23 protein-coding genes are annotated in these 25,190 nt (G+C 61.6%); 7 read left to right on the plus strand and 16 right to left on the minus strand.

Annotation, left to right across the window (positions count from 1 at the left end; genetic code table 11):
- Positions 1-7 precede the first annotated feature (7 nt).
- The gene (locus KUV41_RS03760) at positions 8-3,058 is read left to right on the plus strand and encodes an NfrA family protein (protein ID WP_222484346.1); all 3,051 of its coding nucleotides are present in this window, start codon (positions 8-10) and stop codon (positions 3,056-3,058) included.
- A gap of 36 nt (positions 3,059-3,094) precedes the next feature.
- Positions 3,095-4,069 (plus strand): DUF4434 domain-containing protein, encoded by a 975-nt coding sequence (locus KUV41_RS03765; protein WP_222484354.1) that lies wholly within the window; start codon positions 3,095-3,097, stop codon positions 4,067-4,069.
- 178 nt (positions 4,070-4,247) lie between these two features.
- Here the strand turns inward: KUV41_RS03765 and astB are convergent, their stop codons facing one another.
- From astB to KUV41_RS03790, 5 genes are all read right to left on the minus strand, one after another.
- The gene (astB, locus tag KUV41_RS03770) at positions 4,248-5,603 is read right to left on the minus strand and encodes an N-succinylarginine dihydrolase (RefSeq protein ID WP_222237700.1); all 1,356 of its coding nucleotides are present in this window, start codon (positions 5,601-5,603) and stop codon (positions 4,248-4,250) included.
- Between the two features lie 157 nt (positions 5,604-5,760).
- Positions 5,761-7,230 (minus strand): succinylglutamate-semialdehyde dehydrogenase, encoded by a 1,470-nt coding sequence (gene astD / locus KUV41_RS03775; RefSeq protein WP_222484356.1) that lies wholly within the window; start codon positions 7,228-7,230, stop codon positions 5,761-5,763.
- A complete protein-coding gene (astA, locus tag KUV41_RS03780; protein WP_206941494.1) occupies positions 7,230-8,273 on the minus strand; it encodes an arginine N-succinyltransferase in 1,044 nt (347 codons plus the stop codon). The genes astD and astA overlap by 1 nt, the downstream gene beginning before the upstream one ends.
- Entirely contained in the window at positions 8,273-9,343 is a 1,071-nt protein-coding gene (locus KUV41_RS03785; RefSeq protein ID WP_206941495.1) for an arginine N-succinyltransferase, read from the minus strand. Before KUV41_RS03785 ends, astA begins: the two co-directional genes overlap by 1 nt.
- A gap of 62 nt (positions 9,344-9,405) precedes the next feature.
- On the minus strand, positions 9,406-10,620 hold the full coding sequence (locus KUV41_RS03790; RefSeq protein WP_206941496.1) for an aspartate aminotransferase family protein: 1,215 nt from the start codon (positions 10,618-10,620) through the stop codon (positions 9,406-9,408).
- A 275-nt stretch (positions 10,621-10,895) separates the two neighbouring features.
- Here KUV41_RS03790 and KUV41_RS03795 point away from each other — a divergent pair, with 275 nt between their 5' ends.
- Complete coding sequence (locus KUV41_RS03795) at positions 10,896-11,552, plus strand: class I SAM-dependent methyltransferase (RefSeq protein WP_222162643.1); 657 nt, start codon at positions 10,896-10,898, stop codon at positions 11,550-11,552.
- On the opposite strand, the gene KUV41_RS03800 is transcribed toward KUV41_RS03795, so the two are convergent.
- From KUV41_RS03800 to fabV, 7 genes are all read right to left on the minus strand, one after another.
- On the minus strand, positions 11,523-12,530 hold the full coding sequence (locus KUV41_RS03800) for a GlxA family transcriptional regulator (RefSeq protein WP_222484359.1): 1,008 nt from the start codon (positions 12,528-12,530) through the stop codon (positions 11,523-11,525). The genes KUV41_RS03795 and KUV41_RS03800 overlap by 30 nt on opposite strands.
- 55 nt (positions 12,531-12,585) lie before the next feature.
- Complete coding sequence (locus KUV41_RS03805) at positions 12,586-13,140, minus strand: isochorismatase family protein (protein WP_222484366.1); 555 nt, start codon at positions 13,138-13,140, stop codon at positions 12,586-12,588.
- A 270-nt stretch (positions 13,141-13,410) separates the two neighbouring features.
- Positions 13,411-13,635 carry a hypothetical protein gene (locus tag KUV41_RS03810; RefSeq protein WP_206941501.1) on the minus strand — a complete coding sequence of 75 codons (225 nt, stop codon included), beginning with the start codon at positions 13,633-13,635 and terminating at the stop codon, positions 13,411-13,413.
- Between the two features lie 484 nt (positions 13,636-14,119).
- Positions 14,120-14,341 (minus strand): hypothetical protein, encoded by a 222-nt coding sequence (locus KUV41_RS03815; RefSeq protein ID WP_206941503.1) that lies wholly within the window; start codon positions 14,339-14,341, stop codon positions 14,120-14,122.
- A gap of 671 nt (positions 14,342-15,012) precedes the next feature.
- Positions 15,013-15,516 (minus strand): DUF417 family protein, encoded by a 504-nt coding sequence (locus KUV41_RS03820; RefSeq protein ID WP_222484368.1) that lies wholly within the window; start codon positions 15,514-15,516, stop codon positions 15,013-15,015.
- Between the two features lie 967 nt (positions 15,517-16,483).
- Positions 16,484-17,461 (minus strand): GlxA family transcriptional regulator, encoded by a 978-nt coding sequence (locus KUV41_RS03825; protein WP_206941507.1) that lies wholly within the window; start codon positions 17,459-17,461, stop codon positions 16,484-16,486.
- Positions 17,462-17,691: 230 nt separating this feature from the next.
- Positions 17,692-18,888 carry an enoyl-ACP reductase FabV gene (gene fabV / locus KUV41_RS03830; protein ID WP_222484376.1) on the minus strand — a complete coding sequence of 399 codons (1,197 nt, stop codon included), beginning with the start codon at positions 18,886-18,888 and terminating at the stop codon, positions 17,692-17,694.
- 210 nt (positions 18,889-19,098) lie between these two features.
- Here fabV and KUV41_RS03835 point away from each other — a divergent pair, with 210 nt between their 5' ends.
- A complete protein-coding gene (locus tag KUV41_RS03835) occupies positions 19,099-19,485 on the plus strand; it encodes a hypothetical protein (RefSeq protein WP_206941511.1) in 387 nt (128 codons plus the stop codon).
- Between the two features lie 36 nt (positions 19,486-19,521).
- Here KUV41_RS03835 and KUV41_RS03840 read toward each other — a convergent pair whose 3' ends face one another.
- From KUV41_RS03840 to KUV41_RS03850, 3 genes are all read right to left on the minus strand, one after another.
- Positions 19,522-20,007 carry a glutathione peroxidase gene (locus KUV41_RS03840; RefSeq protein ID WP_206941513.1) on the minus strand — a complete coding sequence of 162 codons (486 nt, stop codon included), beginning with the start codon at positions 20,005-20,007 and terminating at the stop codon, positions 19,522-19,524.
- A gap of 84 nt (positions 20,008-20,091) precedes the next feature.
- A complete protein-coding gene (gene yfcD, locus KUV41_RS03845) occupies positions 20,092-20,670 on the minus strand; it encodes an NUDIX hydrolase YfcD (protein WP_206941516.1) in 579 nt (192 codons plus the stop codon).
- Positions 20,671-20,807: 137 nt separating this feature from the next.
- Positions 20,808-21,416 carry a LysE family translocator gene (locus tag KUV41_RS03850; protein ID WP_222162635.1) on the minus strand — a complete coding sequence of 203 codons (609 nt, stop codon included), beginning with the start codon at positions 21,414-21,416 and terminating at the stop codon, positions 20,808-20,810.
- Between the two features lie 234 nt (positions 21,417-21,650).
- On the opposite strand from KUV41_RS03850, the gene KUV41_RS03855 reads away from it, so the two are divergent.
- On the plus strand, positions 21,651-22,361 hold the full coding sequence (locus KUV41_RS03855; RefSeq protein WP_206941520.1) for a response regulator transcription factor: 711 nt from the start codon (positions 21,651-21,653) through the stop codon (positions 22,359-22,361).
- Between the two features lie 132 nt (positions 22,362-22,493).
- Here KUV41_RS03855 and KUV41_RS03860 read toward each other — a convergent pair whose 3' ends face one another.
- Positions 22,494-22,898, minus strand: a complete 405-nt coding sequence (locus tag KUV41_RS03860; RefSeq protein WP_222237713.1) for a GreA/GreB family elongation factor — start codon at positions 22,896-22,898, stop codon at positions 22,494-22,496.
- 240 nt (positions 22,899-23,138) lie between these two features.
- Between KUV41_RS03860 and KUV41_RS03865 the strand changes: the two genes are divergently transcribed.
- Together KUV41_RS03865 and KUV41_RS03870 are read left to right on the plus strand one after the other, a co-directional pair.
- Positions 23,139-23,744, plus strand: a complete 606-nt coding sequence (locus tag KUV41_RS03865; RefSeq protein WP_206941523.1) for an exopolysaccharide biosynthesis protein — start codon at positions 23,139-23,141, stop codon at positions 23,742-23,744.
- A 527-nt stretch (positions 23,745-24,271) separates the two neighbouring features.
- The gene (locus tag KUV41_RS03870; RefSeq protein ID WP_206941524.1) at positions 24,272-25,189 is read left to right on the plus strand and encodes a LysR family transcriptional regulator; all 918 of its coding nucleotides are present in this window, start codon (positions 24,272-24,274) and stop codon (positions 25,187-25,189) included.
- Position 25,190: the final 1 nt, after the last annotated feature.

The following is a 25,190-nucleotide window of genomic DNA, read 5'->3' on the forward strand; positions in this document are numbered from 1 at the left end:
TGGCATAGTGTTGATCGTCTGCCACCAGGCCCAGGCACTCAGCGAGTTTGACGAGTTTCGCAGCTACCCCTACCTCGACCGGGCCTACCGCGCCGCAGAAGCCAGGGACTGGGCCGAAGTACAGCGACTGATGGAGCATCTGATCGGACAGGTGCCTGGCAATATCGAGGCATATCGCCTGCTGTCACAGGCGCTGGAAAAACAAGGCAACCTGGACGGCGCCGTGGCGGCGCTGGGGGCGCTGGATGCCAACCTGGCCGCGGTGCAGATCAATGCGCTGCGCCGCGACTGGATCGCCGACGGCCATGCCAGCGCCGACCAGGTCGACCAGTGGCTGGCCGAGACTTCCGGCGCGGCACGCAGCGAGCTATGGCGTACCCGGGGGGACTACCTGCGCGCCACCCGCGGGGCCCCGGAGGCGCTTGCCTGGTTGCGCACCGTCCAGGCCAAGGGCGACGGCCTGGCGCTGGATCGCTATCGCGCCACCCTGGCAGAGCGGGTCCAGGACTGGGATCAGGTGATCGATGCCCTGGTGCCCCACGCGCTGGAAAACGTGCTGGAAGAAGACGACTGGCGACGCCTGGCGATTGCCATGGTCCAGTCCGGCAACGAGAAGGGCGTCAACGCCATGGTGGCGGCCCTGCCTGATGGTGATATTCGGCGCTTCGTGCTCAAGACAGGAGCGGATCGTGCCATTGCCCTGGGCTATCCGGAGCCCGCCCAACGCTGGCTCAAGACCCTCGAGGACAGCGGCCAGCTACTGCTCAGCGACGAGGACAAGCTGCTGCAGACGTCCTTGGCACTGGGCGACACCGCCAAGGTCAGGGAGCTGGCACCTCGTCACGACATGGATTGTCTGACGCTGGTCGACTGGCTTTCCCATCAAGGCGACCCCGGCGCCCTGGCGACCTTCGCCGAGTGCGATCCCGCCGACAATCCCGAAAGCTGGTTGGTACTGGCCGATCGGCTCGATGCCATCGCCCTGCTGGAGACCACGGCACTTCCGCGGCAGTGGCAGCCGCGGCAGAACGCGGTGTTACTGGATCGCTATCGTGCCGACGGCCATCTGACCAAGGCACTGGCGCTGCTGCAGCGACAACCCCAGACCGCTGCCACCCTTCGCGAGCGCGCCGAACTGACCCAGCGCTTGTCGCGCCCACTCGCCGCCGCCAAGCTGTGGGAACGCCACTATCTGATGAGCGGCGAAACCCACTCGCTGGACCAGGCAAGCTACCTGTACCTGTCCTCGGATCACCCCCTGGCGGCCAGGCAGATCCTGCAGCAGGCCCTGCTCGCCGCCCCTGACCGGCTTTCACCCCAAGCCCTCGATCGCCTGGCCTTCCTGTACCGCGAAGACACCGCCAAGATACCCGACGGCACCCTGGCCATCCTGATCCAGCAGCCACGTCTTGGCAGCATGGCGCGGGAGGGGCTGCTCGAACAGCTTGCACGCCAGGATCGCTGCGCTCTGGTTAAAGAGTTCGCCGTCTCACCGTCCCCTCCCTGGGGGCCGTTGGGCATCTGCTCGCGAGATAGACCGGGCCAGGCCGCCCGCTATTTTCAACGCGCGCTGGCGCAGCGCCTGGAGCAGCAGGCCCCCATCGGCGACGTCAACCAGGCGCGCAAGCGGCTTGCCTATGCCCTGTTTGCCGCTGGCGACCCCTCCGCCGCCTGGCGCGAATGGCAGGCGGTCGAGGTCAACCTGCTGGAACAGCAAGATCGCCTTGCCGGCGCTCGCAGCGCGCTGGCCAGCGGTGACACCGAGGAGGCCTGGCGCTGGTGGAATGCCAGCAGCGCCAGCGCCGAGCATAGCCTGCTCGGGGCGCGCATTGCCCTGGCCAACGGCGAGCCACCGACATCACTGGCCCTCGCCACAGATGCCATCAGCCAGGCAGCGCCTGCGGATTCGGCCACTTTCGAAGGTGCCAGCCAGCTCGCCCAACAGGCCGGCGACGATGTCCTCGCCCGCCGCTGGCTTGAGCAGGCCCAGGCCGCAGCGCCGGATTCACCAAGACTCGCACGGGAACTGGGGCTGACATTGGCATCCAGCGACACCCAGATATCGCGCCAACAGGCGATACCTCTGCTGGAACGTGCACGCCACGCCTATCCCGAGGATATCGTCAGCGCGAGCACCCTGGGGGCTCTGTACGCTGCCGTCGGCGACAACGCCCGCGCGCTAACCCGTCTTGAGCAGGCCATCGATCTGCAGCCCCTGGACCTTCGGGTGGGAGACGACAGCGCCGAGCGCATGGCTGAACGCCGCTATCGCCAGCGCCGCCAGCACGAGAGCCTGACCCGGCGAGACCGCATCACCCTGTCCTCAAGCTGGTCCCCGGCGAGCCCGACACCCGGTATCCGCAGCGATAGCGAGGATGACAGCGCCAGCGGCCACGATATCAACACCCAGATCCTGCAGTGGGATCATGCCCTTGGCCACGATCCGCTCAGTCAGGGGCGCCAGCTGGCGGGCTACGTGCGCACTATCTTCGGCGGCGATGACCGGGATGACTTTATGCGAGGCCGCTCTCTGGGCATGGGCCTGCGGGCCAAGCCGCTAGCCCGTCACAACATCAATCTCTACGCCGAGGTGTTTGCCGAGTCCCAGAAAAACGATGACCAGCATACGGACATCGACCTGCTGCTGCGCGCCAGCGGCTCCTTGCTCGACCAGGGTGGCTACAGCAATGAATGGCGGCCTACCGAGGACCATTGGCACGAACGCTCGCTCTATCTGGACGGTGCCTGGTGGACCCAGCGCGGCGACGTGCAACTGTTCAGTCGTTACCGCCAGGGTTACACCCTCAAGCTGCCGACCGACAGCGCTCAGACCCTGATGCCCTACGCCAGCCTCCAGGCCACCAGCCATGACACCGATGGCTGGGACGAGGATGTGCGGGTCGCAGCGGGCCTGCGCTGGGAGCTGTGGTACGACGAGGATCACTACAACGCCTTTCGCCGGAAACTCAGCGTCTCGACGGAGTATCAGCAGTCCCTGGGCGGCAACCTCTACGATGGCCGGGACGGCTGGATGATTCACCTGGAATGGAGCCTGTAACACGAGGCCTCGATCTAGATCATGGGAGTACTTGCCATGTCCTTTGTTGCCACAGTCGCTGAGCCGCTAGCGTCGATCGCCCACCCTGCACGCCCACGCGCCAAGGTACGAACCGGGCACTCTGTGGTGATCGCCGCCGTGCTGCTGACACCGCTAAGCGGTGTCGCCAGCGCTCCTGCAGACGATTTGGTCGGCTATACCACAATCCATGCCGCAGCCCATGCCAGCGCCTACTCCACTCCTATCCTGTTCTATCAGCCCCAGAATCGCGATGAGTTGCTGACCCGCGAGCGCTGGCAAACGTTATGGCAACAGGCCGCCGATCATGGCGTCGATACGCTGATCGTGCAGTGGACTCGCTATGGCGACGATACCTTCGGCGGTGCCGAGGGTTGGCTGGCCGACGCCTTGGTGGAAGCAGAGCGCCAGGGGCTCGAGCTGATCCTCGGCTTGCACCAGGACCCGGCCTACTACGATACGCTGCCGGACAACGCTCGCTTTGCCCACTACTGGTATCAGCTGCTGGCAAGGTCCGCCGCACAGCAGCAAGCGATTCTGCAGCAGTGGCCGCTGACCCCGGTGGGATGGTATCTGCCGCAAGAGCTCGACGATTGGCTGTTTCGTGACCCTGGCGTGCGCGATGAGCTGGTGTCACAGCTGGCCAGCGCCAGCACGGCCCTGGCAGGCCCACTTCACTTGAGCATGTTCAGCGGCGGCTTTGTCACCCCACAGGTCTATACCGCCTGGGCCGAAGCGATCAGTGACAGTGGATGGCAGGTCTGGTGGCAGGATGATGAGGGCACGCGCAATCTCGACCCCCTTGTGCGCAGCGACTACCGCCATGCCTTGAGCTGTCGTGTCGGTATCGTGCGTGAAGCCTTTTCACGCACCAGTGGTGCTACCGAACCCTTCCACGCGATTCCCACGCCGCCCCGTCGTCCGGCACGGGACTGCCACCCTGACGCCGTGTTTTCGCTGCGCTATATGCCCTGGGCCCAGGATCTTCTTTAAGGCCTTGAAGAAAGCCTTCGATGCTTCGTGTGGTCGCTCGTGGGCTGGCCCCTGACACACGGTAGCGGCTCAGCCAGTAGCGATATTAAAGAAGACCCTACCGGAAGGTAGGGTCGAAACATGCGATCGATCTAGAGCAGCCAACAGGATACGCACGCTCATTTAAGCCGATCGCGCCTTAGCCGGCTGCTCCCTGGAAGGGATACACCGGCCCCAGCTCAAGGAGGGAGGTCAGTTCGTCCAGAGCTGCCAACGTCTCTTCGGCAAGCCGTGGATCGGCCAGATCCTCCGGGGCCAGCCGCTCGCGGTAGTGGCGCTTGACCCAGGCCACCAGGTCTTCGTACAACGCATCGTCGAGCAGCACGCGACCGGTCAGCGCTGAGCGCTCGGCTTGGCTCAGCACAACGCGCAACCTCAAGCACGCAGGACCTCCGCCATTGCGCATGCTCTGCTTGACGTCCTTGACCACCACTTCACTGATGGGGTTGTTGCCCGCCAGCAGATGATCCTGGATGCAGCGCCATACCGCTTCCCGCTCCTGGCATTCGCCTGGCACGACCAGGGTCATGCTGCCATCGTCGTTGGACAGCAGCTGGGAATTGAACAGATACGACGCGACGGCATCTTCCAGGCTAACCGCCTCCAGCGGTACACGCACGGGAATCAAGGGCGTCGACATCTTGTCACGCAGCGCGTCCAGGGTGCCCTGTTCGTCACGGAACGCCAGCTCGTGGTACAGCAGCACCGGGCCATTGCCCACGGCAATCACATCATTGTGAAAGACCCCTGCATCGATGGCATCAGGATGCTGCTGGGCATAGACCACCTGATGGTCGCCCAGCCCGTGCTGGCGGGCGATGGCCTGGCTAGCCTCCAGGGTCTGGCGGGCAGGGAAGCGGCTGGGTTCGACCCCATCACCGCCAAAAGCCTGGCGCCCATACACGAACAGATGCACGCCCGGCTCGCCGTGTTCGCCACACAGCCTGGTGTGATTGGCCGCCCCTTCATCGGAAAACGCCGGGGTCGCCGGCAGTACCGGGTGATGGGCAAAGCGGGTCGGGTCGGCGAAGATCGCGGCCAGCACCCGTGCGGTGGTTTCCGGCTCCAGAAAGCGATGGAAGCTGGACTGCAGATTGGCCGGGGTAAAGTGCACGCGCCCATCCGCAGCGTCACCGCTGGGGGTCACCGTACCGGCGTTGGCCGTCCACATGCTGGAGGCAGAGCAGACCGCGCGCAGCAATTGCGGGGCCTGTTCCGCCGCCTGGGCCAGCACCTCGGCGTTGTCACCGGTGAACCCCAGCGAGCGCAGCGCGCCCAGGTCCGGGCGCTGCTGCGGCGGCAATACGCCCTGGGCGTAGCCAGCGTCTTTCAGGGCCTTCATCTTGGCCAAGCCCTGCAGCGCTGCCTCACGGGGGTTGGACACCAGGCCCCCGTGGGACATGGACGCCACATTGCCGTGGGCCAGGCCGGAATAGTTATGGGTCGGGCCGACGAGGCCGTCAAAGTTGACCTCGACCACATCTTGTTGACTCATATCCTTCACAGGCTCACCCCCGGCGGCAGCTTATCGGGCAGGTTCAGCGCTTCACTCTCCACTGAAGCGACCGGGTAGGCGCAGGAGTCGGCGGCGTCAGATAAAGAGCGCGCTGGGCGCATTGTCGCGTCGACCAGCGTCACTGCTGATAGCGTCATCACAGGCTCACCCCCGGCGGCAGCTTATCGGGCAGGTTCAGCGCTTCACTCTCCACTGAAGCGACCGGGTAGGCGCAGTAGTCGGCAGCGTAGAACGCACTGGGACGATGGTTACCGCTGTCGCCGACCCCGCCAAACGGTGCATCCCCGGACGCTCCCGTCGTCTGGCGGTTCCAGTTGACGATGCCAGCGCGGATGCGCAGCAGGAAGTCGTCCCAGTCGCTGCGCTCGCCGCCGATCAGGCCGGCAGAAAGCCCGTAGCGCGTGTCATTGGCCAGGGCGATGGCCTCATCCCAGTCGCGGTAGCGATAGACCTTGAGCAGCGGCCCGAAGTGCTCTTCATCGGGCACCTCGACGCCGGTCACGTCCACCAGCCCCGGAGACAGCAAACTGGTGCCCTCCTCGAGCTGACGCATCCGTGCCAGCACCTTGCCGCCTCGTGCTTCCAGATCCGCCTGTGCCGCCAGCAGTCCCTCGGCGGCCGCTACGCTGACCAGACCGCCGTAGAAAGGCGCGTCTTCAGCGAAGGGCTGTGCCACCCGTAACCGTCCCATGGCCTCCGTCAATGCCGCCAGCAAGCTGTCCCCAGCGCTTCCTTCAGGCACGATCAGACGACGGGCACAGGTACACCGCTGACCACCGGACAGAAACGCGGACTGCAAGATGGTCAGCACGGCGGCGTCTTCATCCGGTACATCCTTCACCACCAGCGGGTTGTTGCCACCCAGCTCCAGCGCCAGCACCTTGCCCATCTGGCCGGCAAACTGCTGATGCAGCAGCCCGCCGACCTTGGCACTCCCCGTAAACAGCAGGCCGTCGATGCCGGCGTTCGCCGACAACGCCTGCCCCACCGGGGCAGCGCCCTGCACGAGATTGATGACGCCTGCAGGCAAGCCCGCTTCAAGCCAGCATTTCAAGGTCAGATCGGCGGTCAGCGGCGTCTGCTCGCTGGGCTTGAAGACCACCGTATTGCCTGCCAGCAAGGCGGGCACGATATGGCCATTGGGCAGGTGGCCTGGAAAGTTGTAGGGACCAAACACCGCCATCACACCATGGGGACGATGGCGCAGCACGGCGCGTGCATCTCCCAGGTCACGCTCGCGCTCACCGGTGCGCTCCTCACGGGCGCGGATGGACAGCGCCACCTTGCCGATCATGGCGCCAACTTCGGTGCGTGCCTCCCAGATCGGCTTGCCGGTCTCGTGGGCAATGCTGGCGGCCAGATCTTCACGATGGTTTTCCAGCACGCCACGGAAACGCTCGACCAGCGCCTCACGCTCGGCCAATGGCGTTCTGGCCCAGGCAGCGAAGGCGCGCCTGGCGCTGTCCACCGCTTGCTCCACCTGTTCGGCGCTGGCCGCGGCACCCTGCCACAGCGTCGCTCCGCTGATGGGATCACGCTTGCTGAAGGTCTCTGCATCACCAGACACCCACTGACCGTCGATGAGCAATTGTTGGGTGGGTTGCATCACGCCTCCTCGTCGGAATTCAGCACACGCAAGGTATCGCCGGAGCTGACCTCCAGCCTGCGTGCTTCGTTGTCATTGAGTACCAGGATGCCGGCGTCGTCGGGCCCTCGTCCGACCCAGGCGGCGCGGAAGTCGGCCATGGACGTGGTGGCCGCCAGCCACTGGGGACGTTCGCTGCTGACAGCATCAGGATCGACTTCCACCCGCACATGGCGGGACAGCCGAACGCCCTTGACGTCGTCGATATAGGCCTCGACGGTGGGCCCCCCGTCGAAGATGTCGATATAGCCTTCCCAGCGCAGTCCCTGCTTCTTGAGCATCGCCAGCGCTGGTCGCGTATGTTCGTGGACCTGACCGATGCAGGCACGCGCCTGTTCGGACAGGAATGGGGTGTAGATCGGAAACTTGGGCATCAGTTCGCCGATAAAGCTCTTCTGACCCAGACCGGTCAAGCGATCCGCTTCATCGAAGTCCATCGGGAAAAAGTTGGCGCCCAGGCACTCCCAGAAGGCACTGCGACCGTTGTCGTCGAAGCGTCCGCGCATCTCGGCCAGGACCTTTTCCGGAAAGCGGTCGCGAAACTCCGCCATGAACAGCCAACGCATCATCGACAGCAGCGCACCGTTGCGCTGATGGCGGCGGTCCGCGCCCCTGAACTCGGGGCGCAGAAACAGTGACGCCACCTCGGCGTCGCCGGTGTGATCAGAGCTCAGAAACAGCGTATCGACGGTGCGATGCAGGTCGAGCTGCTTGGAGGAATGCGCCAGGGTGCCGACGCGATAGTGATAGAACGGTACCTCGCGCCCCACCTGGCCCTCGATGGCACAGCAACCGGCCAGGCGACCGCTCTCTTCGTCCTCCAGGACAAAGAAGTAGAGCCGCTGATCCACCGGGGTCTGCTCGTTGAAGGCGCTGCTGGCAGAGGCGATCTTGGCGGCCAGGAACTCGCGATTATCGGGCAGGGAGGTGAAGCCGACGCCGGTCTCCCGGGCCAGCGCCTGGAGCTCGTCCAGGTCCCCTTCCTTGATCGGACGCATGCGCATTACAGCTCTCCCTCGTCATATCCCGGGTCGAGGCCATCAGCCGACAGCGCCAGGGGCGCGGCCAGCACCGCACGACCTTCTTCGACCCCCAGCAGCTCGGCATGGGCCGGTGACAGCATCAGCTGACCTGTGGGGGACAGCGCGTAGCGGGCCACCGTGCAGCAGAAGCCATCCAGGCGCTGATTGGCCACCATGGCCGGCTCGGCGTCGGGAAGGGTGTGCTCGGGACGAATGCGCACCGGGTGCCAGGCCGCGCGCCGAAAACTCTCCAGCCGAGCACGATCGCCCTTGATCACGGGACCTGCATCGAACAGGTCCACATGGCGGGAGCGCAGGAAACCTTCAGCCAGCATTTCCTCGAGCGCGTCTTCATGGGCAGGATGCTCGCGACCGATGGCCGCGCGAGCCTTGGGCGTCAGCATGGCCAGGTAAAGCGGGAACTGGGGCATCACCTCAGCGATGAAGCTCTTGGAGCGCACGCCGGCGATGTAGTTGATTTCGTGATAGTCACGCACGAAAAAATGACGGCCCACGCTGTTCCAGAACGGCGACGCACCGTCCTCGTCCAGATAGCCGGGGAAGGCCATCGCCAGCACGTCGGCGAACCGCTCCGGGTACTGGGCAATGAACATCAGCCTGGCACGCCGGAGCAGGCTCTCCGCACTGGTGCCCTTGTAGCGCGGGTCCAGCGACAGGGCACACAGCAGGCTGGCATCGGACACTTCGTGGGACAGCGCCAAGGTCTGCACCTCACGCCTCACATTGAGCTGCTGCGAGGCGTGAATCAGCGTCTCCTGGCGATAGGTGTAATAGGCCTCGTTAGCGCCGGCCAGGGCACGAATGGTGGCCGTGCCCACGACGTCGCCACGTTCCTGGTCTTCGAGTACGAAGGTGTAGTGCTCGTCTCCCGGCACTTCGACCTCCGACGCGAAGGCCCGCTGGGAGCGCGCAATGCGCTCCTCGAGACGATCGCGGTGGGCCGGCAGATTGGTCAGGCGCGGCTGGGCACTGCCTGCCAGACGCTCCAGCGCCGGCAGGTCACCAGGCCGCACAGGGCGAACAGCCAACATGGGATGCCCTCCTGTCGCAGCTTGCTCAAGATCCGATGACATAGTCTGTGGCAGGGGCCTGCTCACGATGCGCTCACCAGACGAGCGATGGCACGCTCCAGGCGCTCGAGGCCCTCGACGATGTCTGCCTCGGGGATCACCAGTGACGGCGCCATGCGCAGCACATTGGGTCCGGCGATCAAGGCCATCAGGCCCTCTTCAATGGCCAGCGGCAGAATGTCCTTGGCACGGCCTTCGTACTCCGGCGCCATCTCGGCACCGATCAGCAGCCCCATGCCGCGCACTTCCTTGAACACGCCGTGCTTGCGGTTGATGGCTTCGAGGTGCTCGCGGAACAGCTCATGACGCTTGGCGACGCCACCCAGCACCTCCGGCGTATCGATGTGGCGGATCGCGGCCAGGGCCACGGCAGACGCCAACGCGTTGCCGCCATAGGTCGAGCCGTGGGTGCCCAGCACCAGCACCGGGGCCACGCGATCGGTCGTCAGCATGGCGCCCACGGGGAAACCACCGCCCAGGCTCTTGGCGCTGGTCAGGATATCGGGGGTGATACCGTAATCCATGTAGGCATAGAGAGAGCCCGAGCGACCCACGCCAGTCTGCACTTCATCAAACACCAGCAGCGCATCATGCTGGTCACACAGATCGCGGAGTCCCTGCAGGAATTCCTGAGTGGCCGGAACGACACCGCCTTCACCCTGCATCGGCTCGACCACGATGGCACAGGTGTCATCCCCTACCAGCTCGCGGACGCTGTCCAGGTTGTTGAACTCCGCATGCAGGATGCCGCCCGGGACCGGACCGAACCCCTGCGAGTACTTGGGCTGGCCACCTACGCTGACGGTGAACAGGGTGCGTCCATGGAAGGACTGGCGGAAGGAAATGATCTTGTCCTTGTGCTCGCCGTGGGTGTCATGGGCCCAGCGACGTGCCAGCTTGAAGGCCGCTTCGTTGGCCTCGCCACCGGACGAACACAGGTATACCTTGTCGGCAAAGGTGCGCTCGACCAGCTCCCGGGACAGCTCGAGCGCCGGTTCGTTGGTATAGACGTTGGACAGATGCCACAGCTTGTCAGCCTGGGCCTTGAGCGCATCCACCAGCACCGGGTGGCAGTGACCGAGAGAGTTGACCGCGATGCCGCCGGCAAAGTCGATGTACTCACGCCCCTCCTGGTCCCACAGGCGGCTGCCCTCGCCGCGCACCGGGATGACCTTCTGGGGCGCGTAGTTGGGCACCATGTACTGATCAAAGTCGGCACGGCTCGGGGTGTGGCTCATCGGTGATCTCCGCTGTCATGGGTGGTTGCCGTCGCGAGACGGCTGAGCATGTAATGCGCGAAATCGCAAAACATGCAATCAATCGATCACTCGAGTATAGGGACGCCATCGCAGGAAGGCTTTCAGCAATGGGACCGGCTTTTTCACAAAGCACAGCCACGTCCGCGCAGCATCGTCACCCTCGACAACCCACAGCCACGTTTCTTCTGCATGCTTCGGCCCAGCGCCTCGTCTAGTCTGTAAACAGCCAGTCTTCCACTACTCAGTGAATCCTCATGATCAACACCACTCGCTGGAATCGTTGGCGCTACTCGCTGTATGCGCCTGTGTATGACGTGGTCGCCGAAAGAGCCTTTCGCCGGCCGCGCCGTCAGGCACTGGCCCAGGTGCGCTGGCAATCCGGCATGCGGGTATTGCTGGTGGGTGCGGGCACCGGGCTCGACCTGCCGTGGCTACCACGAGATATCGAGGTGCACGCCAGTGACCTGTGCCCCGCCATGGTCAAGCGACTCAAGGTCAGGGCCAATCACCTTGGGGTGGATGTGGAAGCACGAGCAATGGACGCCGAGCAGCTGGATTACCCGGATGGCTATTTCGATGTGGTGGTGATGCATCTGATTCTGGCGGTCATGCCGCAACCGGACAGGGGGCTGGCCGAGGCCTATCGCGTGCTGGGCGGCGATGGACAGCTGTGCATCATGGACAAGTTCCAGGACGACGAGCGGCCTTCCGGGATGCTGCGACGCAGCCTCAACCTGGCGACCACGACCATCGCCACCGATATTACCCGCCAGGCCGCACCTCTGCTGACAAAGGCAGGCTTCGTCATTGAACAGGACACTGCGGTCCTGATGGGCAAGGTATTTCGCGCCCTGCTGGCCTGCAAGGCGCCACCCACATCATCAACAGACCCGGCAGGCATCCTGCGCTGAGCTGTCACGCTGCCGTTGACGGCGCCACTGCGCCGGCGTACCCGCTTCGAAGCGCTGCCATAGGCGCCTGAGCTGGTGTTCGTCCGACACGCCCACCTTTTCGGCAATGGCTGCGAGGCTAAGCGATGATTCCTGCATCAGCTGGCGGGCCAGCTGAAGGCGAATTCTGGCCAGATAGTCCAGTGCGCTCATGCCGGTCAGCTCGACGAAGCGGCGCCGCAGGTGGCGCTCTCCCATGGCAGACTCCCTGGCCATAAGCGACATGGACCATGTATCAGCCGGAGCAGCAGCGATGCGATCCTGAAGCCGGTGGATACGCTGATCGACATGATTTCTCCCCGTCAGCCACACACCCAGCTGGGGTTCCTGGCCGCTACGACGAAGATACAGCACCATATCCCTCGCCACCGTTACCACGATGTCGTGCCCGACGACTCGCGTCAGCCAATGCAACATCGTATCGATCCCGGTGGAAATGCCAGCGCTGGTAAACAGCCCACTGTCCTCGGTGAATATGCAGTCCTGCTGAACGAGTGCCCTGGGTGCCAGACACCGCAGTCTGTCGAGAAGTTGATGATGGGTGGTACAACGGCGACCCTCCAGCAAGCCTGCCTGGGCCAACAGTAGCGTACCCGAACACACGCTCATCACGGCACGAGCCTGGGGCGCCACTGACCGCAGCCACCCCACCACCTCATCCTGAGCATCGGCTTCCATGGCGGCGCGATACTGGCCAGGCACCAACAGCAGGTGGCAATCCCCCAGGGAGTCGGGCAACGGCGCTATACCCGACAAAGACAGCGGCCCCATCCAGTCAAACTGAGAACGGGGCCCAATGAAGTCGATCTCAAAGGGTTGCCTGATCGATGCACTGCGTAACACCTGCCATGGCCCCACGAGGTCGAGGGGCACCATCCCAGGTACCAAGACGATACTCACTCGAAGGGGGCTATCACCGGCAGCACGAGTTTCCATCATTCTCCCTGGCACCCCACCCCTCTTGTCATATGGCTCGTTCACAGATGGCCGCTGGTCAGGCCAGCTCACAGCGCTCATTGTGCAAGGCACTTACCGGCACCACACGGGCAAAGCGCCCATCCAGTACCAGTTCCGTGCGCTCACGGATCTCTGCTGCGGAGAACACTCGTCCTGCTCGAGACATCGAGAACGTCAGCGTCGCCTCGGCGACGAACACCACATCATACCCGAGATCAGCCCCCACTCGAGCCGTCGTCTCGCAGCACTGCTCGGTACGGATGCCACTGATCCAGAGCGTCGTGATTCCCCGCCCACGAAGCCAGCGGTCCAGTCCGGTATCGGTGAACGCGTTGTGCGCGGTCTTGTAAAACGTGGCGACCGCAGGATCCTCAAAGCCCGGCAAAGGTTTGACGAACCCCTTATCTGGATCGAAGGCTCCACCGCTCCCGGGTGCGAGATGGAAGATTCTTACGAGGGGTATGCCTGATGCCTTGGCCAGGTCGACCAATTCGCGCTGGGCCTCAGGCCAGCGCCCCAGTTCTTGCGGGTTCCAGTAAGGACGCTGGGGAAAAGACGCTTGAACATCAATAAGCAGTAGTGCAGATGACATGGAAAGACTCCTGGTCCGCAGAATGGGAGAGAGCAATGGGTGTACAGCTACGATAAGTGGCCCCATCCACGGACCGAAGTGCCAAAGCGGTCACACCGGTGGCAAATTCGGACATGATCACCAACGTCCACCACCGCTACGGTCACCCGCCCCTACGCACCAACCTATAGAGCGCTAATCTATGCGGCACTCACTAACAAAAAAGGCCCACCCATAAAGGTGAGCCTTTGTCATCACGTCATGCCACCAACCGCTGGCACTGCGACGATGTTACATATTGGCTTCCTGGAAAGCCTCGACGGTCTCTTGCAGCAGTGCCTTCAGATCGGCGACTTCCTGCTCCAAGGCAGCAATTTTTTGCTCCTGCTGCGTGGCTTCAGATTGCTGCTGAATCGCCTGCATGCGCTGCTGCAGCGTATCGGAATCCATCGCCTGCGCTGAACCCACTGCCATCATGGAGGCCAGGAGTGCAGCTGCCATCATTTTGATCTTCATGTCTTTCTCCTCGTCTTTGTCGAACGTCCTTCGACCTGGTTCCCTGTCCATTACCCATGAAGGCCGGTAGGCACTGCTGCAAGGCAATGGTAGGACATCGTCTTGATGATTAGCGGAGCAACGTGACCTGCAGGGCGTATCCCTCAGTCCGAGACAGGAAGGGAATCCCTACCACCCCGTCACGTCCAAGACACTCACCCTTCACGAAGCCCAATGAAAAACAGTGTTCAAAAACTCGTTGAATCAATCTAATAGGGGGGTATTACAGTTAGCAACCTGTGTTTATTCGAAAGACTAAACAAGCACAATTTTTAAACTTTATAGGACATTTCCACGTCGACACTATCCCGTCCTACGTATGAAAACATCTAATACGCTTCTGACGTATGATGCTGGCCGGTGCCGGCAAACCAATAGCTTACCAGCGCCGTAGGCCGCAGCTGATCTCGTGCTGCAAGCCTGCGGCGCTGACCATCATGCAGGATTACTGGGACTCATTGAGACTGTCTACGGTCATCTGAAGAAGGTCCTTCAGCTCTGCCACTTCCTGTTCGAGGGCTTCGACCTTCTGCTCGTCGGAGGCCGCCTCACTGCGCTGTTCAATTTCCTGCATGCGCTTCTGCAGGGTCGCTGAGTCCATGGCAAAGGCGCTACCCGCGGCCAGCACAGACACCATCATGACAGCAAAGATCATCTTGGTTTTCATGTCACTCTCCTCGACTTTCCTATTGTGGCCGACCGCAGAAGTCTGGCCTATTGAGGGATCCACCTCTGTGGGGGATCCTATGCTTGCCTATCGTTGACTTGTCTTCCCCTGCAAATTCAGCAAAGAAGAGACAAGCTACTGGTGCAATATGCTGCTTCAGCGCATTTGCCAACTGGGTGTCTACATCCATCCGCGCCCACCTCAGTTCACTTGTCGCTCATATCCTTTCATCCCGCTCCGCTTTCGCCCCGGTCCGCTTTTATCCCGGTCCACTTTCATCCCGGTCCACTTTCACCCCCAGTCGACGGATGCTCGATATACGTTCTTATGCTTTTCCAGCGAACAGAGCGCGAATCCAAGACCCAAGAAAATAAACAAAAACATCACGTTATGAGCAGGAAGCCCAAAAAAACTGACCACATACAAACGTAACATTTTGTTAACTGGTAACAGAAAATCTAATTCGCATCTCACATATTGGCAATTGCAGATATGTTCATAAAATCATTTCGGCACAATTATTCTGTAAGATATTGAACATAACGGCGTAAAAATATCTCGCTTTACGTCGGCACGTCGGCAGCTATGGGTCTTCCCATCACGCAGGGTGAACCTGTACGACAGTCGTGGGCCAGCAGCACTGTTCGTTGCTGCTGGCGCATCATCAGCCTTTATGCTGATTCAGCAATCAAGTGATCGTGTTTGGCACTCGCCTCTTCACTTACCGCCTTCCAGGAAGCCCCGGTGATGGCAAGGGAAGCCCCCAGAAGAACCAGGTCCTTCGCCAGGAATCCACCGAACAGCGATGGGAAGGCCAAGGTATCACCCGACAGACTGCTGACATGCAACACACCAGGGGTGGTCAGCAAGAAGGTGCTGGTCGTCAGGAAGATGACGCTTGCAAGCGCTCCCCCCACCAGTCCCGCTTTCTTGGAGATGGGGTATGCCGCAACAAGCAAGCCAACGACAATTTCTGCCGTACCAATAGCCGCCGACACCTGATTGACACTCGCAATGCTGTACAACCAGGACATCAACGGAGAGCTGGCAACGATGCCCTGGATAGCAGCCGCTTCATCCGGGTGATACTTGAAGAAACCGATCCATAGAAGGATCGCGACTACACCGTACAGCGCAATATAGAAGCCAGCACGAGAAAGGGTATTGTGATTCATGTCTCACTCTCCATCTTTGCTTTTTTCGTCATTTTTTATGAATAGATGGCAGACGCACCCTCATCTTTCCTCTATTCATCTTCCGATCTACTGCTACCACCTTCTACCGAAACAGCCACCATCGCTTTCCATACACCGCATGATGTCCGGAGGCACTCTCTGATAGAACGTCTTCCTTTTTCTCAGCTTCTACTCAGCTATGGCTCCGGCACCTTGCTGTCTTTTCTCTCTGTGTACGATACATGCGATTTACTTACACTACTGTTGAGAACTACGCTCATTCGATTTTTCTGATCTGCATGAAGACGTGGTATGACGCTCTGTGTCTCCATCACCTGACACCTTCTCTGCGTACTCTACGTACTCTCTGTAGCCATACCATCACGCCTCATGGTGAGGTCGCTTCTGTCGACTACATCACCGTTTCCTTACGTCACCTCACCCAAAGAACTTTGCCAAAACGAGCATGCGAAATGTCTTCACCGTCCTTTCACACCGATGCTGAACCTTGAGCAGCCAACACAAACAACGAGGACATGAGGACCTAACCTCAACGTTGAGCTGACATGCTGTGGAAGCTGATGGTGGGGAGAAAGGCAATGACACGACAGGCAGGGAGGAAGGGAGGAAGGGAGGAAGGGAGGAAGGGAGGGAGCGAGGCAGAGAGCCAGGGAAAAACGAAGAGAGGAAGCGCCGCGCCAACGAGACGTAGAACGGGACGTAGACTGTCGCGACCGGCTCACGTGAGCAGCCTGGGTAAACCGTGGTACCGAAACATGCCACCGCACATCGATTCCGCTCGATGCCGGCAACGCATTCAGGTCGACCCCATACAGGTCGAACCCAGCAACGGTGAGCGATGCAGGTCAAAAGGGGGGACGTTCAGGGGAACGGTCAGGGAACGTTCAGGGAGCTATGCAGGTCCCGGGAAGGTGCGGTTACCCGATAAACCATATCGAGTCAGTGGCTAGCCCAGTCGCTCTTCCCTGGGGGTCATACCGAAGTGATTGCGATACGCCGTCGAGAAATGCGCCGCCGACGAGAAGCCGGTCTGAAGCGCGATTTCACCGGCAGGCTGATCACTCTCGCGCAGCATGCGGCGAGCCTTCTGCAGACGCAGATCGAGGTAATAGCGACTCGGCACCGACTTCAGGTACTTCTTGAAGAGTCGCTCCAGCTGACGCCTGGAGATGCCCAGATGTTCGGCAAGTTCGTGAGTCGACAGCGGCTCTTCGATGTTGGCTTCCATCAGCTGCACGGCCTCGACCAGGCTGGCCGGCGCATGGGCGAGACGCGAGCGCAGGGGAATCTGCTGGGGTTCATCACCCATGCGGATCCGCTCCATCACGAAATATTCCGAAATTCGTGATGCTAGAGCGGCACCATGATGACTTTCGACCAGGGTGATCATCATGTCCATGGCCGCCGTGCCGCCACCACAGGTCATCCGGTCACGATCGATCTCGAACAGCTGTTGTGACAGCCGCACCCGGGGGTGAGCCGCCGCGAAGGCCTCGAACCGTTGCCACGGCAGCGTGGCCTGGTAGCCATCCAGAAGCCCCAGCCGCGCCAGCGCTTCGGTGCCCCCGCCGATGCCGCCGAGTAACACGCCAGACGCCGCCAGGCGTTTGAGCCAGGCCGCCAGATCATCGGGGATCCCCCCAGGCAGCTTGGCAGGCCCGCACACCAACACCATGTCGGGGTGAGTCTCCACCTCTGCTAGCGCTTCCCGGGGCAGCACGGTCTGCTGCGACGCACTCGTCACCGCATCGCCGCCGCTGGAGTAACTGGTCAGTCGATAGAGGGTTCGGCCGTGAAGCAGGTTCGCCACATGCAGCGGCTCGGTGGCACAGGCATGCGCCAGCAGCGAAAATCCAGGCATCACCACGATCCCTACTTGGCGCAGCAATTCGGATGAGCGTGATGGGTGGGAAGACGGCGGCATGAACCTTCTCGACGAGAATATGCGAGCCATAGTCTACGCCACTCACGCCATGGATTCAGCGCCCATGTCCGTTGTGCATGGGCCACGCCTGCAGCGAAGACGCATCAGTGACACGACGACAACGGGCCGCGACCTCTCGGTCACGGCCCGTCGGCAAAGGCGAGTCTGTCAGCCGCCGGCTCGCTCAGTGCTGGAGCGACGGGGCCGACATTCAGGGCCTTTTGGGCGGATTAGAGCTGAACGACGTCGAAGCTGACGTCCGGATTGACGTCGGCGTCGTAGTCCACATCGCTACGCTCGAAGCCGAACAGCTTGAGGAACTCGTGCTTGTAGCCAGCGTAGTCCGTGATATCGAACAGATTGTCACTGGTCACCTGCGGCCACAGATCCTTGCATGCCTGCTGGACGTCATCACGCAGTTCCCAGTCATCCAGACGCAGGCGGCCGACGTCATCCGTGGTGGCTTCACCCCCGTAGAGGCGCTCCCCGAACAGGCGGTTGAGCTGGTCGATGGTGCCTTCGTGGAGGCCCTGCTCCTTCATCACCCGATAGACCATCGCAATGTACAACGGCATGACCGGGATGGCGGCACTCGCCTGGGTCACTACCGACTTGAGCACAGCGACGTTGGCACCACCTCCAGACTGTTTCAGCTCGTCATCGATGGCGGCGGCTGCACGATCCAGGTCTTCCTTGGCCTTGCCCAACGCACCATGCCAGTAGATCGGCCAGGTGATCTCGGTACCGATATAACTGAAGGCAACACTGCGGGCACCAGGAGCCAGTACATCGGCCTCGCTCAATGCCTGCATCCACAGCTCCCAGTCCTGACCGCCCATGACATCGATGGTATCGGCGATTTCCTGCTCGCTGGCAGGCTCGACCTCGGCTTCGATGATGGTGTCCTTGTTGGTGTCGATAGCAGTGGCGCGGTAGGTCTCGCCAATGGGCTTGAGGCTGGAACGCTTCAGCTCACCGGAGTCCGGCATCTTGCGCACGGGAGACGCCAGCGAGTAGACCACCAGGTCCACCTGCCCCATGTCCTGCTTGATCAATTCGATCGCCTTGGCGCGGGCTTCGTGGGAGAAGGCATCACCATTGATCGACTTGCTGTAGAGGCCTTCCTGCTTGGCGAACTTGTCGAAGGCCGCGGCATTGTACCAACCCGCCGTACCGGGCTTCTTCTCGGTGCCGGGCTTCTCGAAGAACACACCGAGGGTGTCGGCGCCATAACCAAAGGCAGCAGTGACGCGTGCCGCCAGGCCGTAACCGCTGGAGGCACCGATCACCAGCACTTTCTTGGGCCCCTTGGATGACGCCAGGCCACGTGCGCGGGTTGCCTCGATCTGCTCGAGTACGTTTTTCTCGCAACCGACAGGATGGGTGGTGGTGCAGATGAATCCGCGTACCTTGGGCTTGATGATCACGACAGACCTCTTTATTGCTCGTGGCTCCCGTAGGAGAGCCATCCAATGTGTAATGCGTGGTGGCGATATTCTAGCGGCACACGGCGATCCTGTCCGCCTTTGCAGACAAAGGGCCTCACGGGCGGGGCTACTGAGCGGGGCTACTGAGCGATGCTTGCTCGACGGCGGCGGCTCGGGCAGGATGCAGTCCATCGCTTGAGGAGACCACCGATGGATGCCCAGACTCTGGTCGATGAACGCGGCGAGCTATGGCTCGCATTGGCCCCGATGTGGCTGGAACGGGAACCGCGAGAATCCGACTACGCGAGAATGGTAGAGGTGATAGAACGTGACGGCATCGCGCTCAAGGACCTGGAATGGGTCTTTCGCCTCGAACTCGCCCCCGTACTTTCTCGACAGCAAATGTCGGTCGCGGGTGAGTGGCGCAAGTTCGACGACTACCAGTTGATGCGCCGCCTGGTCGCCCACAACCTCCGACTGACCGGCTGGCGCCGCAAGTTCTGGGCCCTGTTCTCAGGCTTGACCACCATGATGGTGCGTCACCGCTACAACGCCCTGGTGGAGCATCTGGTGGTCAGCCGAGGAGAAGCGCGCTAGGGCCAGCGGCCGGTCTCAGGCCACAAAGCCTAACCCTCACGTCTCGTCGAGGGCCCGTTCCAGATCCGTCAGCATCGCCGCGGCACCATCCCGCGGCCCGAACCTCTTCAGCACGCGCCCGTCTCGCGCCACCAGAAACTTGGTGAAATTCCATTTGATGGCGCGCGTTCCCAGCCAGCCCGGAGCTTCAGCTTTCAGGCGCTGAAACAGAGGATGGGCACCGCGTCCATTCACCTCCACCTTTTCCATCAGGGGAAAGGTGACACCAAACTGACGCTCACCAAAGGCACAGAATTGCTCGGCAGACTCTGGCGACTGCTTGGCAAACTGGTTGCAAGGAAACCCCAGCACCGTGAAGCCCCGTTCGCGATGCTCGCGATACAGCGCCTCCAGTTCGCCCAACTGAGAGGTAAAACCGCACTGGCTTGCCACATTGACGACAAGCAGCACTTGCCCCCTCAATGCACGCAGATTGAAAGGCTCACCTTGATGGGTATGACACTCGACGTCATGCAGGCTCATGGGCTGAACTCGCGCTCCTTGTCTTCACGATGACACGCCTTCACGGCTCTCGCCAGAGACGCAGCCTCACCGGCGAAGTCGCCTTCATCCTTGCGCTTCCTGCTTCAACAGCAGGGCCAGCGCGAGGTGCGTGTCCGGTGTGGCCTCAGCCAGTTCGATGGCCTCTCCAGGCGGCATCCAGGTGACGCTGGCGACCTCTTCCGGCTGTAGCGCCAGAGGACCGTCCCAGGTCACGCAAAAGACACTGCCAAAGATGCGATATCCCTGGTCATCGTAGCGAAAGCTCAGGCAGGGCGTCAGCGGGGCATGACAGATACCAAGCTCCTCTGCCAGTTCACGACGGGCAGACACGTGGACGGCCTCACCGGCCGCCACCACGCCACCTGCAGCGAGGTCAAGACCACCGGGAAAGGCTTCCTTGGTCAGTGTCCGTCGCTGGACGCACAGCTCTCCCGCGCCATTGCGCACCACAATGTAGGTCGCGCGATGCCAGAAGCGATAGCGGCGCATGTCGGATCGCCAGGCGCTTCCACAGGGGCGATCGCGGGCATCCACGATCTGCACTCTCTCGCGCGCGATGACCGGCGCCGGCACGTCACCCGCCGGAGCCTTCAGCGATGACGCCACCGGCAGCGACAGCTCAGGTGAGGCAACCTCACTCATCACAGGACTCCGCCATTAAAGCGTCAAGCCTAACGATCCGCGCCCGCGACGTCACCCTTCGCCCAGTCTTCGATACCTGCCAAGGTACCTGCCAAGGCGCTTGATATCTGGCTGTGCGCTTGATACCTGGCAGGTCCTTAGCCCAGCAGCACACGAACCGCTAGTCCCAGCAAGAGCACGCCCGTCACCCGATTGATCCAGTGAGACCGAGCCTGCAGCCAAGGCAGCACACTGGAGTGAGACAGGCCAAGCGCTACCAGCACGTACCAGCCGCCATCAATCACCATGGCCGTGACAACGACGATACTTCGCTCAAGCACGGACATGTCAGGACTGACGAACTGACTGAGCAAGGCAACAAAGAACAGGATCAGCTTGGGATTACCCAGGGCCACCAGCAAGCCTTCCCGAGCGGCGGTCAGGTGGCTCGCCGTGCTGGGCTGTGGTCGCAGTGCCCCCGCCTGGCCCGCGCGCAGCGCCTTGATGCCAAGCCAGGCCAGATATACGGCCCCCGCCAGCATCACCACGCGAAATCCCTGAGGATGTCGTTCGATGACTTCGCCCAGGCCCCAGACGGTCAGCAGTGCGTAGAGGCCTACACCCAGAGCGTGTGTGATCGCCGCCACGACACCGGCGGCCCTGCCACTGCCCAGGGTATGGCGGAGTACCAGTGCCAGGCTGGGGCCGGGGGACATGGCTCCCATGGCACAGATGGCTGCCAAAGAGAGCCAAAGCGATAACGGCATAATTTCTCCTCAATTACTTCGACGCCTGGCTCACACAATCTATGCAGACTTACGCATTCAAATGCTTTTTCTTACAAAACCAAGCATACAATCACGAAAAACCTCACTCTAGGGATGGTGAAGTTCAGGATATATCGTTATTTACAAACGTATGAGCTTCGATAACGATATTCATGCACGTCCTACAAAAAAAATGATCATCATCCATCATTGCAAGGGAACAGGGAGGGGACGATGTCTGCCTCGCAACAAGCCTCAATCGTCAGATTGATCACGCACCCCAACGTGCAGTCCCAGCTATTTACCCACCACCTGAGTCAGGTGCTGGATTGCGAGGTCAGCACATTGGCACCCGAAGCGGTGCCCTCTCTGCAGGCCGAGCTCGCCCGCACACCTGATCAAGCACAACTCTGGCTGCTGGATGCCGACCAGCTATCGCTCAGCGATATGCACCACTGTCACGAACTAAAGGCACAGTACCCGGAGATCCTGCTGGCTGCGTTCAACCTGGCCGACCAGGAACAGGCCGCTGAACTGCTGGCGTCACTGCATTTGCAAGGTATCTTCTATCGCCGTGACGAACTCGACAACATCTGCAAAGGCATCATCCAACTACTCGATGGCGCGCTGTGGATGTCTCGCCCGTTGCTCCAGCAGATGTTCGAATACTTCCGTCGCCAACAGTTCAACACCTACCGCCCGGTCGCTGGCCTGACACAACGGGAGCTGGAAATCCTTGGCTTCATTGGCAATGGCGCGTCCAACCAGGATATCGCCAGCCAGCTGTTTCTCAGCGAACATACCGTCAAGTCGCATCTTTACAATATCTTCAAGAAGATCAAGGTGCACCACAGAACCGAGGCCGCCCAGTGGGCACGCAAGCACCTCGGTATTCCACCGCCTATGAGCAAGGGCAACCAACGCGATCGCCAGGCCCAGCCTTGATGCCCTTCCCTAGCCCTTCCCTGTCACGCCTGGGCTAGCGGAAAAAGGGCGCCGGGAAAAGGGCAACCGGTGACAGATAGCGGGAAAAGGTGCAGCACTCCCCCGCGGGGAAGCCGCGGCACCGGATCGGCATCATCGATGAAACTGACGCTCACGCTCTGGCTGCCACAGAATCTGCTCCAGTTGCCAGCGCTTGGTACGCCCCGTTAGTGGGGTGACCTGCCATTGCTCTCCCACTCGGCGGGTCAGCAGTTCAGCTCCAAGCGGCGCCATCACGGACAGTCCGTCGGTGGTTGCCGACAAGGCATGGGGATATACCAGGGTCCGCACCAGCTGACGGTCTTCATCGAGATCGCGCAGTACCACTTGGCTATTCATGCTGACGACATCATCGGGCATCTCGTCAGGGTCGAGAATCTCGGCGCGCTCCAGCAGCGCCTCAAGCAGATCGGCTACCGCACGATCCTTGTCATCTGCATCATCGATCAGACGCTGAAGTCGCTCTGCGTCAAGACGATTGGCTAGCCTCAACGACATCCTTGTCACCTCACTGGTCTCTTACAGGCCTTTAGGGGCGTCACCCCGTCGAGGTGACCGCCACGCAACAAAAAAGCCCTCCCCGATAGTGGGAAGGACTCGATCACCTGAAGCATACGACACTGGCAGTAAACAAGAAACTGCTTATATGAAAAAGACAGGCCGGTTGGACATCCCCCTTGCAGGGTCCGCATACTGCTGGCCTCGACGCCTTTTCTTCATTCCTACATCAGAGCCACGATGCCCTCCACGCCTGACGCCTTCGACACGCCTCCAGAAAACTTGAACCAACTGCTCGACCAACTCAGCCAAGCCAGTGCCGAACGCGATCAGCTGTCCCTCGCCGAAGTGATGGACGCCGTCGGTCGCCGCAGCTTTGCTCCCTTCCTGCTGGTCGCAGGCCTGGTCACCCTCACCCCGTTGATCGGCGATATCCCCGGTGTGCCGACGCTGATGTCACTGCTCGTGGTGCTGGCGGCGGTACAACTGTTGGCAGGCAAGCAGAGCGTGTGGCTCCCAGCGTGGCTCGCCAGGCGCAAGGTAGCCACCACCAAGGTCGAGCGCACCATCACCCTGCTGCGCAAACCTGCTCGCTGGGTTGACCGGCTGATCAAGCCCAGACTGAGGCTGCTGACAGGCCGCGTCGCACGCTATCCCATCGGTCTGGCCTGTCTGGCCATCGCCCTGGTGACGCCCCCGATGGAGCTGATTCCGTTCAGCGCGACCTTGGCTGGCGCTGCCCAAAGCATGTTCGGGCTGGCGCTGCTCGCCCGGGATGGGCTGATGGCGCTGGCAGGCTACGCCTTTACCCTATCCACCGCCTGGGTCATTGTGCTGGCCATCTAGGCCGCTGGACGTGCCGGTAGTGGGCCACCGACGGTGATCGAGCGGGTCCTGCGAGGCTTCCTACTTCGCGTTGCTGCCCTTCCTGTGCTGACCTTCCCTGCGCTGACCGCGCTGCGGACAGGGCTGAGCTGACCAGGATCAACTCCGCCATCAGCAGGGTGCGATACGCTGGCGTAGCCGGCCAGGGACGTGCGGCATTGTGCTTAGCGATGGCAGGGATGCCATCCACCCATCTCTTGACGCTTCCTCCTCCAGCCCCTGGTTCATCTGCAAGCAGGTCTCTGCTTCATGGCTCTGATGCAAGGCTCTGATGTAAGGCTCTGGTGCATGTATCCACTTCACGGATGGCTACCGCGCTGCTGCTAAGAGTTTCCAACAGGCGTGATCACCCTGCCCTTATTGCGTTCTTAGTAAAGCCTGCGTCCTGCTATGCGGCCCAGCAGCGGTCCCTGATTCACTGGGCACCAGAGCGCCGAGTCAGCACATGTGAGGATTGATATACTTGGCCATCATCACAAGGCGGCGCCATGGATATCCCACATCAGCGGCTGGTCTACTTTCAGGTCACGATCGAAGCAGGATCGGTGCGACAGGCCGCTGCACGCCTGGATATTGCACCGTCGGCGGTCAGCCGCCAGCTGTCACTGATCGAGGATGCATTGGGCGCTCCGCTACTGGAGCGCTCGCGACAAGGAGTGGTGCCGACAGCGGTCGGCGAAATGCTGCTGGATTACTGTCGCCGGCGCTCAGCCCTGGACGACACCTTCAGCGAACAGCTCGACGCCTATCAGCGTCTCGAGACCGGCCACCTGTCGTTGACCGTGGGCGAGGGGTTTGTCGGCGACCTGCTCGACACGCCCCTGCGAACCTTTACCGAGCGCTACCGTGGCGTGCGCCTGGACGTGAATACGGGTAGCACCAGCGAGATCATCGAGGCGGTGATTCAGGACGAGGCCCACCTTGGGCTGATGTACCACGAGCGCGTTCATCCACAGCTGCGCTTCTGGCACTCCAGCCAGCAGCCCCTGGTGGCGCTGGTGTCGCCGTCCCACCCGCTCGCTGGCGCTCGTGAGGCGCTGACCATTGCCACCCTCAGTGATCACCCCATGGCCCTGTGGCGTACCGGCCACGGGGTACGCCAACTGGTGGATGAAGGCTTCAGAGAAGCCGGGCTGCGGCCTCAGGTCAACATGCAGACCAACTCGCTTTCGGTGCTGTTGCACGCCGCACGCTCAGACCTGACGCTGACCCTGCTCCCCGCCTTTGCCGCTGCGCGAGAGCTGGAGGACGGCAGGCTGGTGGCGCTGGAGGTGGATAGTGAACGCTTTCGCCAGGCCCGAGCCCATATCGTCACACGAGTAGGACGACGGATGCCTCGGGCCGGACTTCAGCTACTTCGCCATCTGGAGCGCTGGATGCGGGCCTTTTCCTCACGCGTCCCGTAGC

The organism is Halomonas sp. DP8Y7-1, assembly GCF_019801685.1.
Lineage (GTDB): Bacteria > Pseudomonadota > Gammaproteobacteria > Pseudomonadales > Halomonadaceae > Halomonas > Halomonas litopenaei_A.

Coding starts and splice junctions, on each gene's coding strand:
- KUV41_RS03765 (WP_222484354.1), top strand. CDS start 3,095: ATGTCCTTTGTTGCCACAGTCGCTGAGCCGCTAGCGTCGATCGCCCAC.
- astB (WP_222237700.1), bottom strand. CDS start 5,603: ATGAGTCAACAAGATGTGGTCGAGGTCAACTTTGACGGCCTCGTCGGC.
- astD (WP_222484356.1), bottom strand. CDS start 7,230: ATGCAACCCACCCAACAATTGCTCATCGACGGTCAGTGGGTGTCTGGT.
- astA (WP_206941494.1), bottom strand. CDS start 8,273: ATGCGCATGCGTCCGATCAAGGAAGGGGACCTGGACGAGCTCCAGGCG.
- KUV41_RS03785 (WP_206941495.1), bottom strand. CDS start 9,343: ATGTTGGCTGTTCGCCCTGTGCGGCCTGGTGACCTGCCGGCGCTGGAG.
- KUV41_RS03790 (WP_206941496.1), bottom strand. CDS start 10,620: ATGAGCCACACCCCGAGCCGTGCCGACTTTGATCAGTACATGGTGCCC.
- KUV41_RS03795 (WP_222162643.1), top strand. CDS start 10,896: ATGATCAACACCACTCGCTGGAATCGTTGGCGCTACTCGCTGTATGCG.
- KUV41_RS03800 (WP_222484359.1), bottom strand. CDS start 12,530: ATGATGGAAACTCGTGCTGCCGGTGATAGCCCCCTTCGAGTGAGTATC.
- KUV41_RS03805 (WP_222484366.1), bottom strand. CDS start 13,140: ATGTCATCTGCACTACTGCTTATTGATGTTCAAGCGTCTTTTCCCCAG.
- KUV41_RS03810 (WP_206941501.1), bottom strand. CDS start 13,635: ATGAAGATCAAAATGATGGCAGCTGCACTCCTGGCCTCCATGATGGCA.
- KUV41_RS03815 (WP_206941503.1), bottom strand. CDS start 14,341: ATGAAAACCAAGATGATCTTTGCTGTCATGATGGTGTCTGTGCTGGCC.
- KUV41_RS03820 (WP_222484368.1), bottom strand. CDS start 15,516: ATGAATCACAATACCCTTTCTCGTGCTGGCTTCTATATTGCGCTGTAC.
- KUV41_RS03825 (WP_206941507.1), bottom strand. CDS start 17,461: ATGCCGCCGTCTTCCCACCCATCACGCTCATCCGAATTGCTGCGCCAA.
- KUV41_RS03835 (WP_206941511.1), top strand. CDS start 19,099: ATGGATGCCCAGACTCTGGTCGATGAACGCGGCGAGCTATGGCTCGCA.
- KUV41_RS03840 (WP_206941513.1), bottom strand. CDS start 20,007: ATGAGCCTGCATGACGTCGAGTGTCATACCCATCAAGGTGAGCCTTTC.
- yfcD (WP_206941516.1), bottom strand. CDS start 20,670: ATGAGTGAGGTTGCCTCACCTGAGCTGTCGCTGCCGGTGGCGTCATCG.
- KUV41_RS03850 (WP_222162635.1), bottom strand. CDS start 21,416: ATGCCGTTATCGCTTTGGCTCTCTTTGGCAGCCATCTGTGCCATGGGA.
- KUV41_RS03855 (WP_206941520.1), top strand. CDS start 21,651: ATGTCTGCCTCGCAACAAGCCTCAATCGTCAGATTGATCACGCACCCC.
- KUV41_RS03860 (WP_222237713.1), bottom strand. CDS start 22,898: ATGTCGTTGAGGCTAGCCAATCGTCTTGACGCAGAGCGACTTCAGCGT.
- KUV41_RS03865 (WP_206941523.1), top strand. CDS start 23,139: ATGCCCTCCACGCCTGACGCCTTCGACACGCCTCCAGAAAACTTGAAC.
- KUV41_RS03870 (WP_206941524.1), top strand. CDS start 24,272: ATGGATATCCCACATCAGCGGCTGGTCTACTTTCAGGTCACGATCGAA.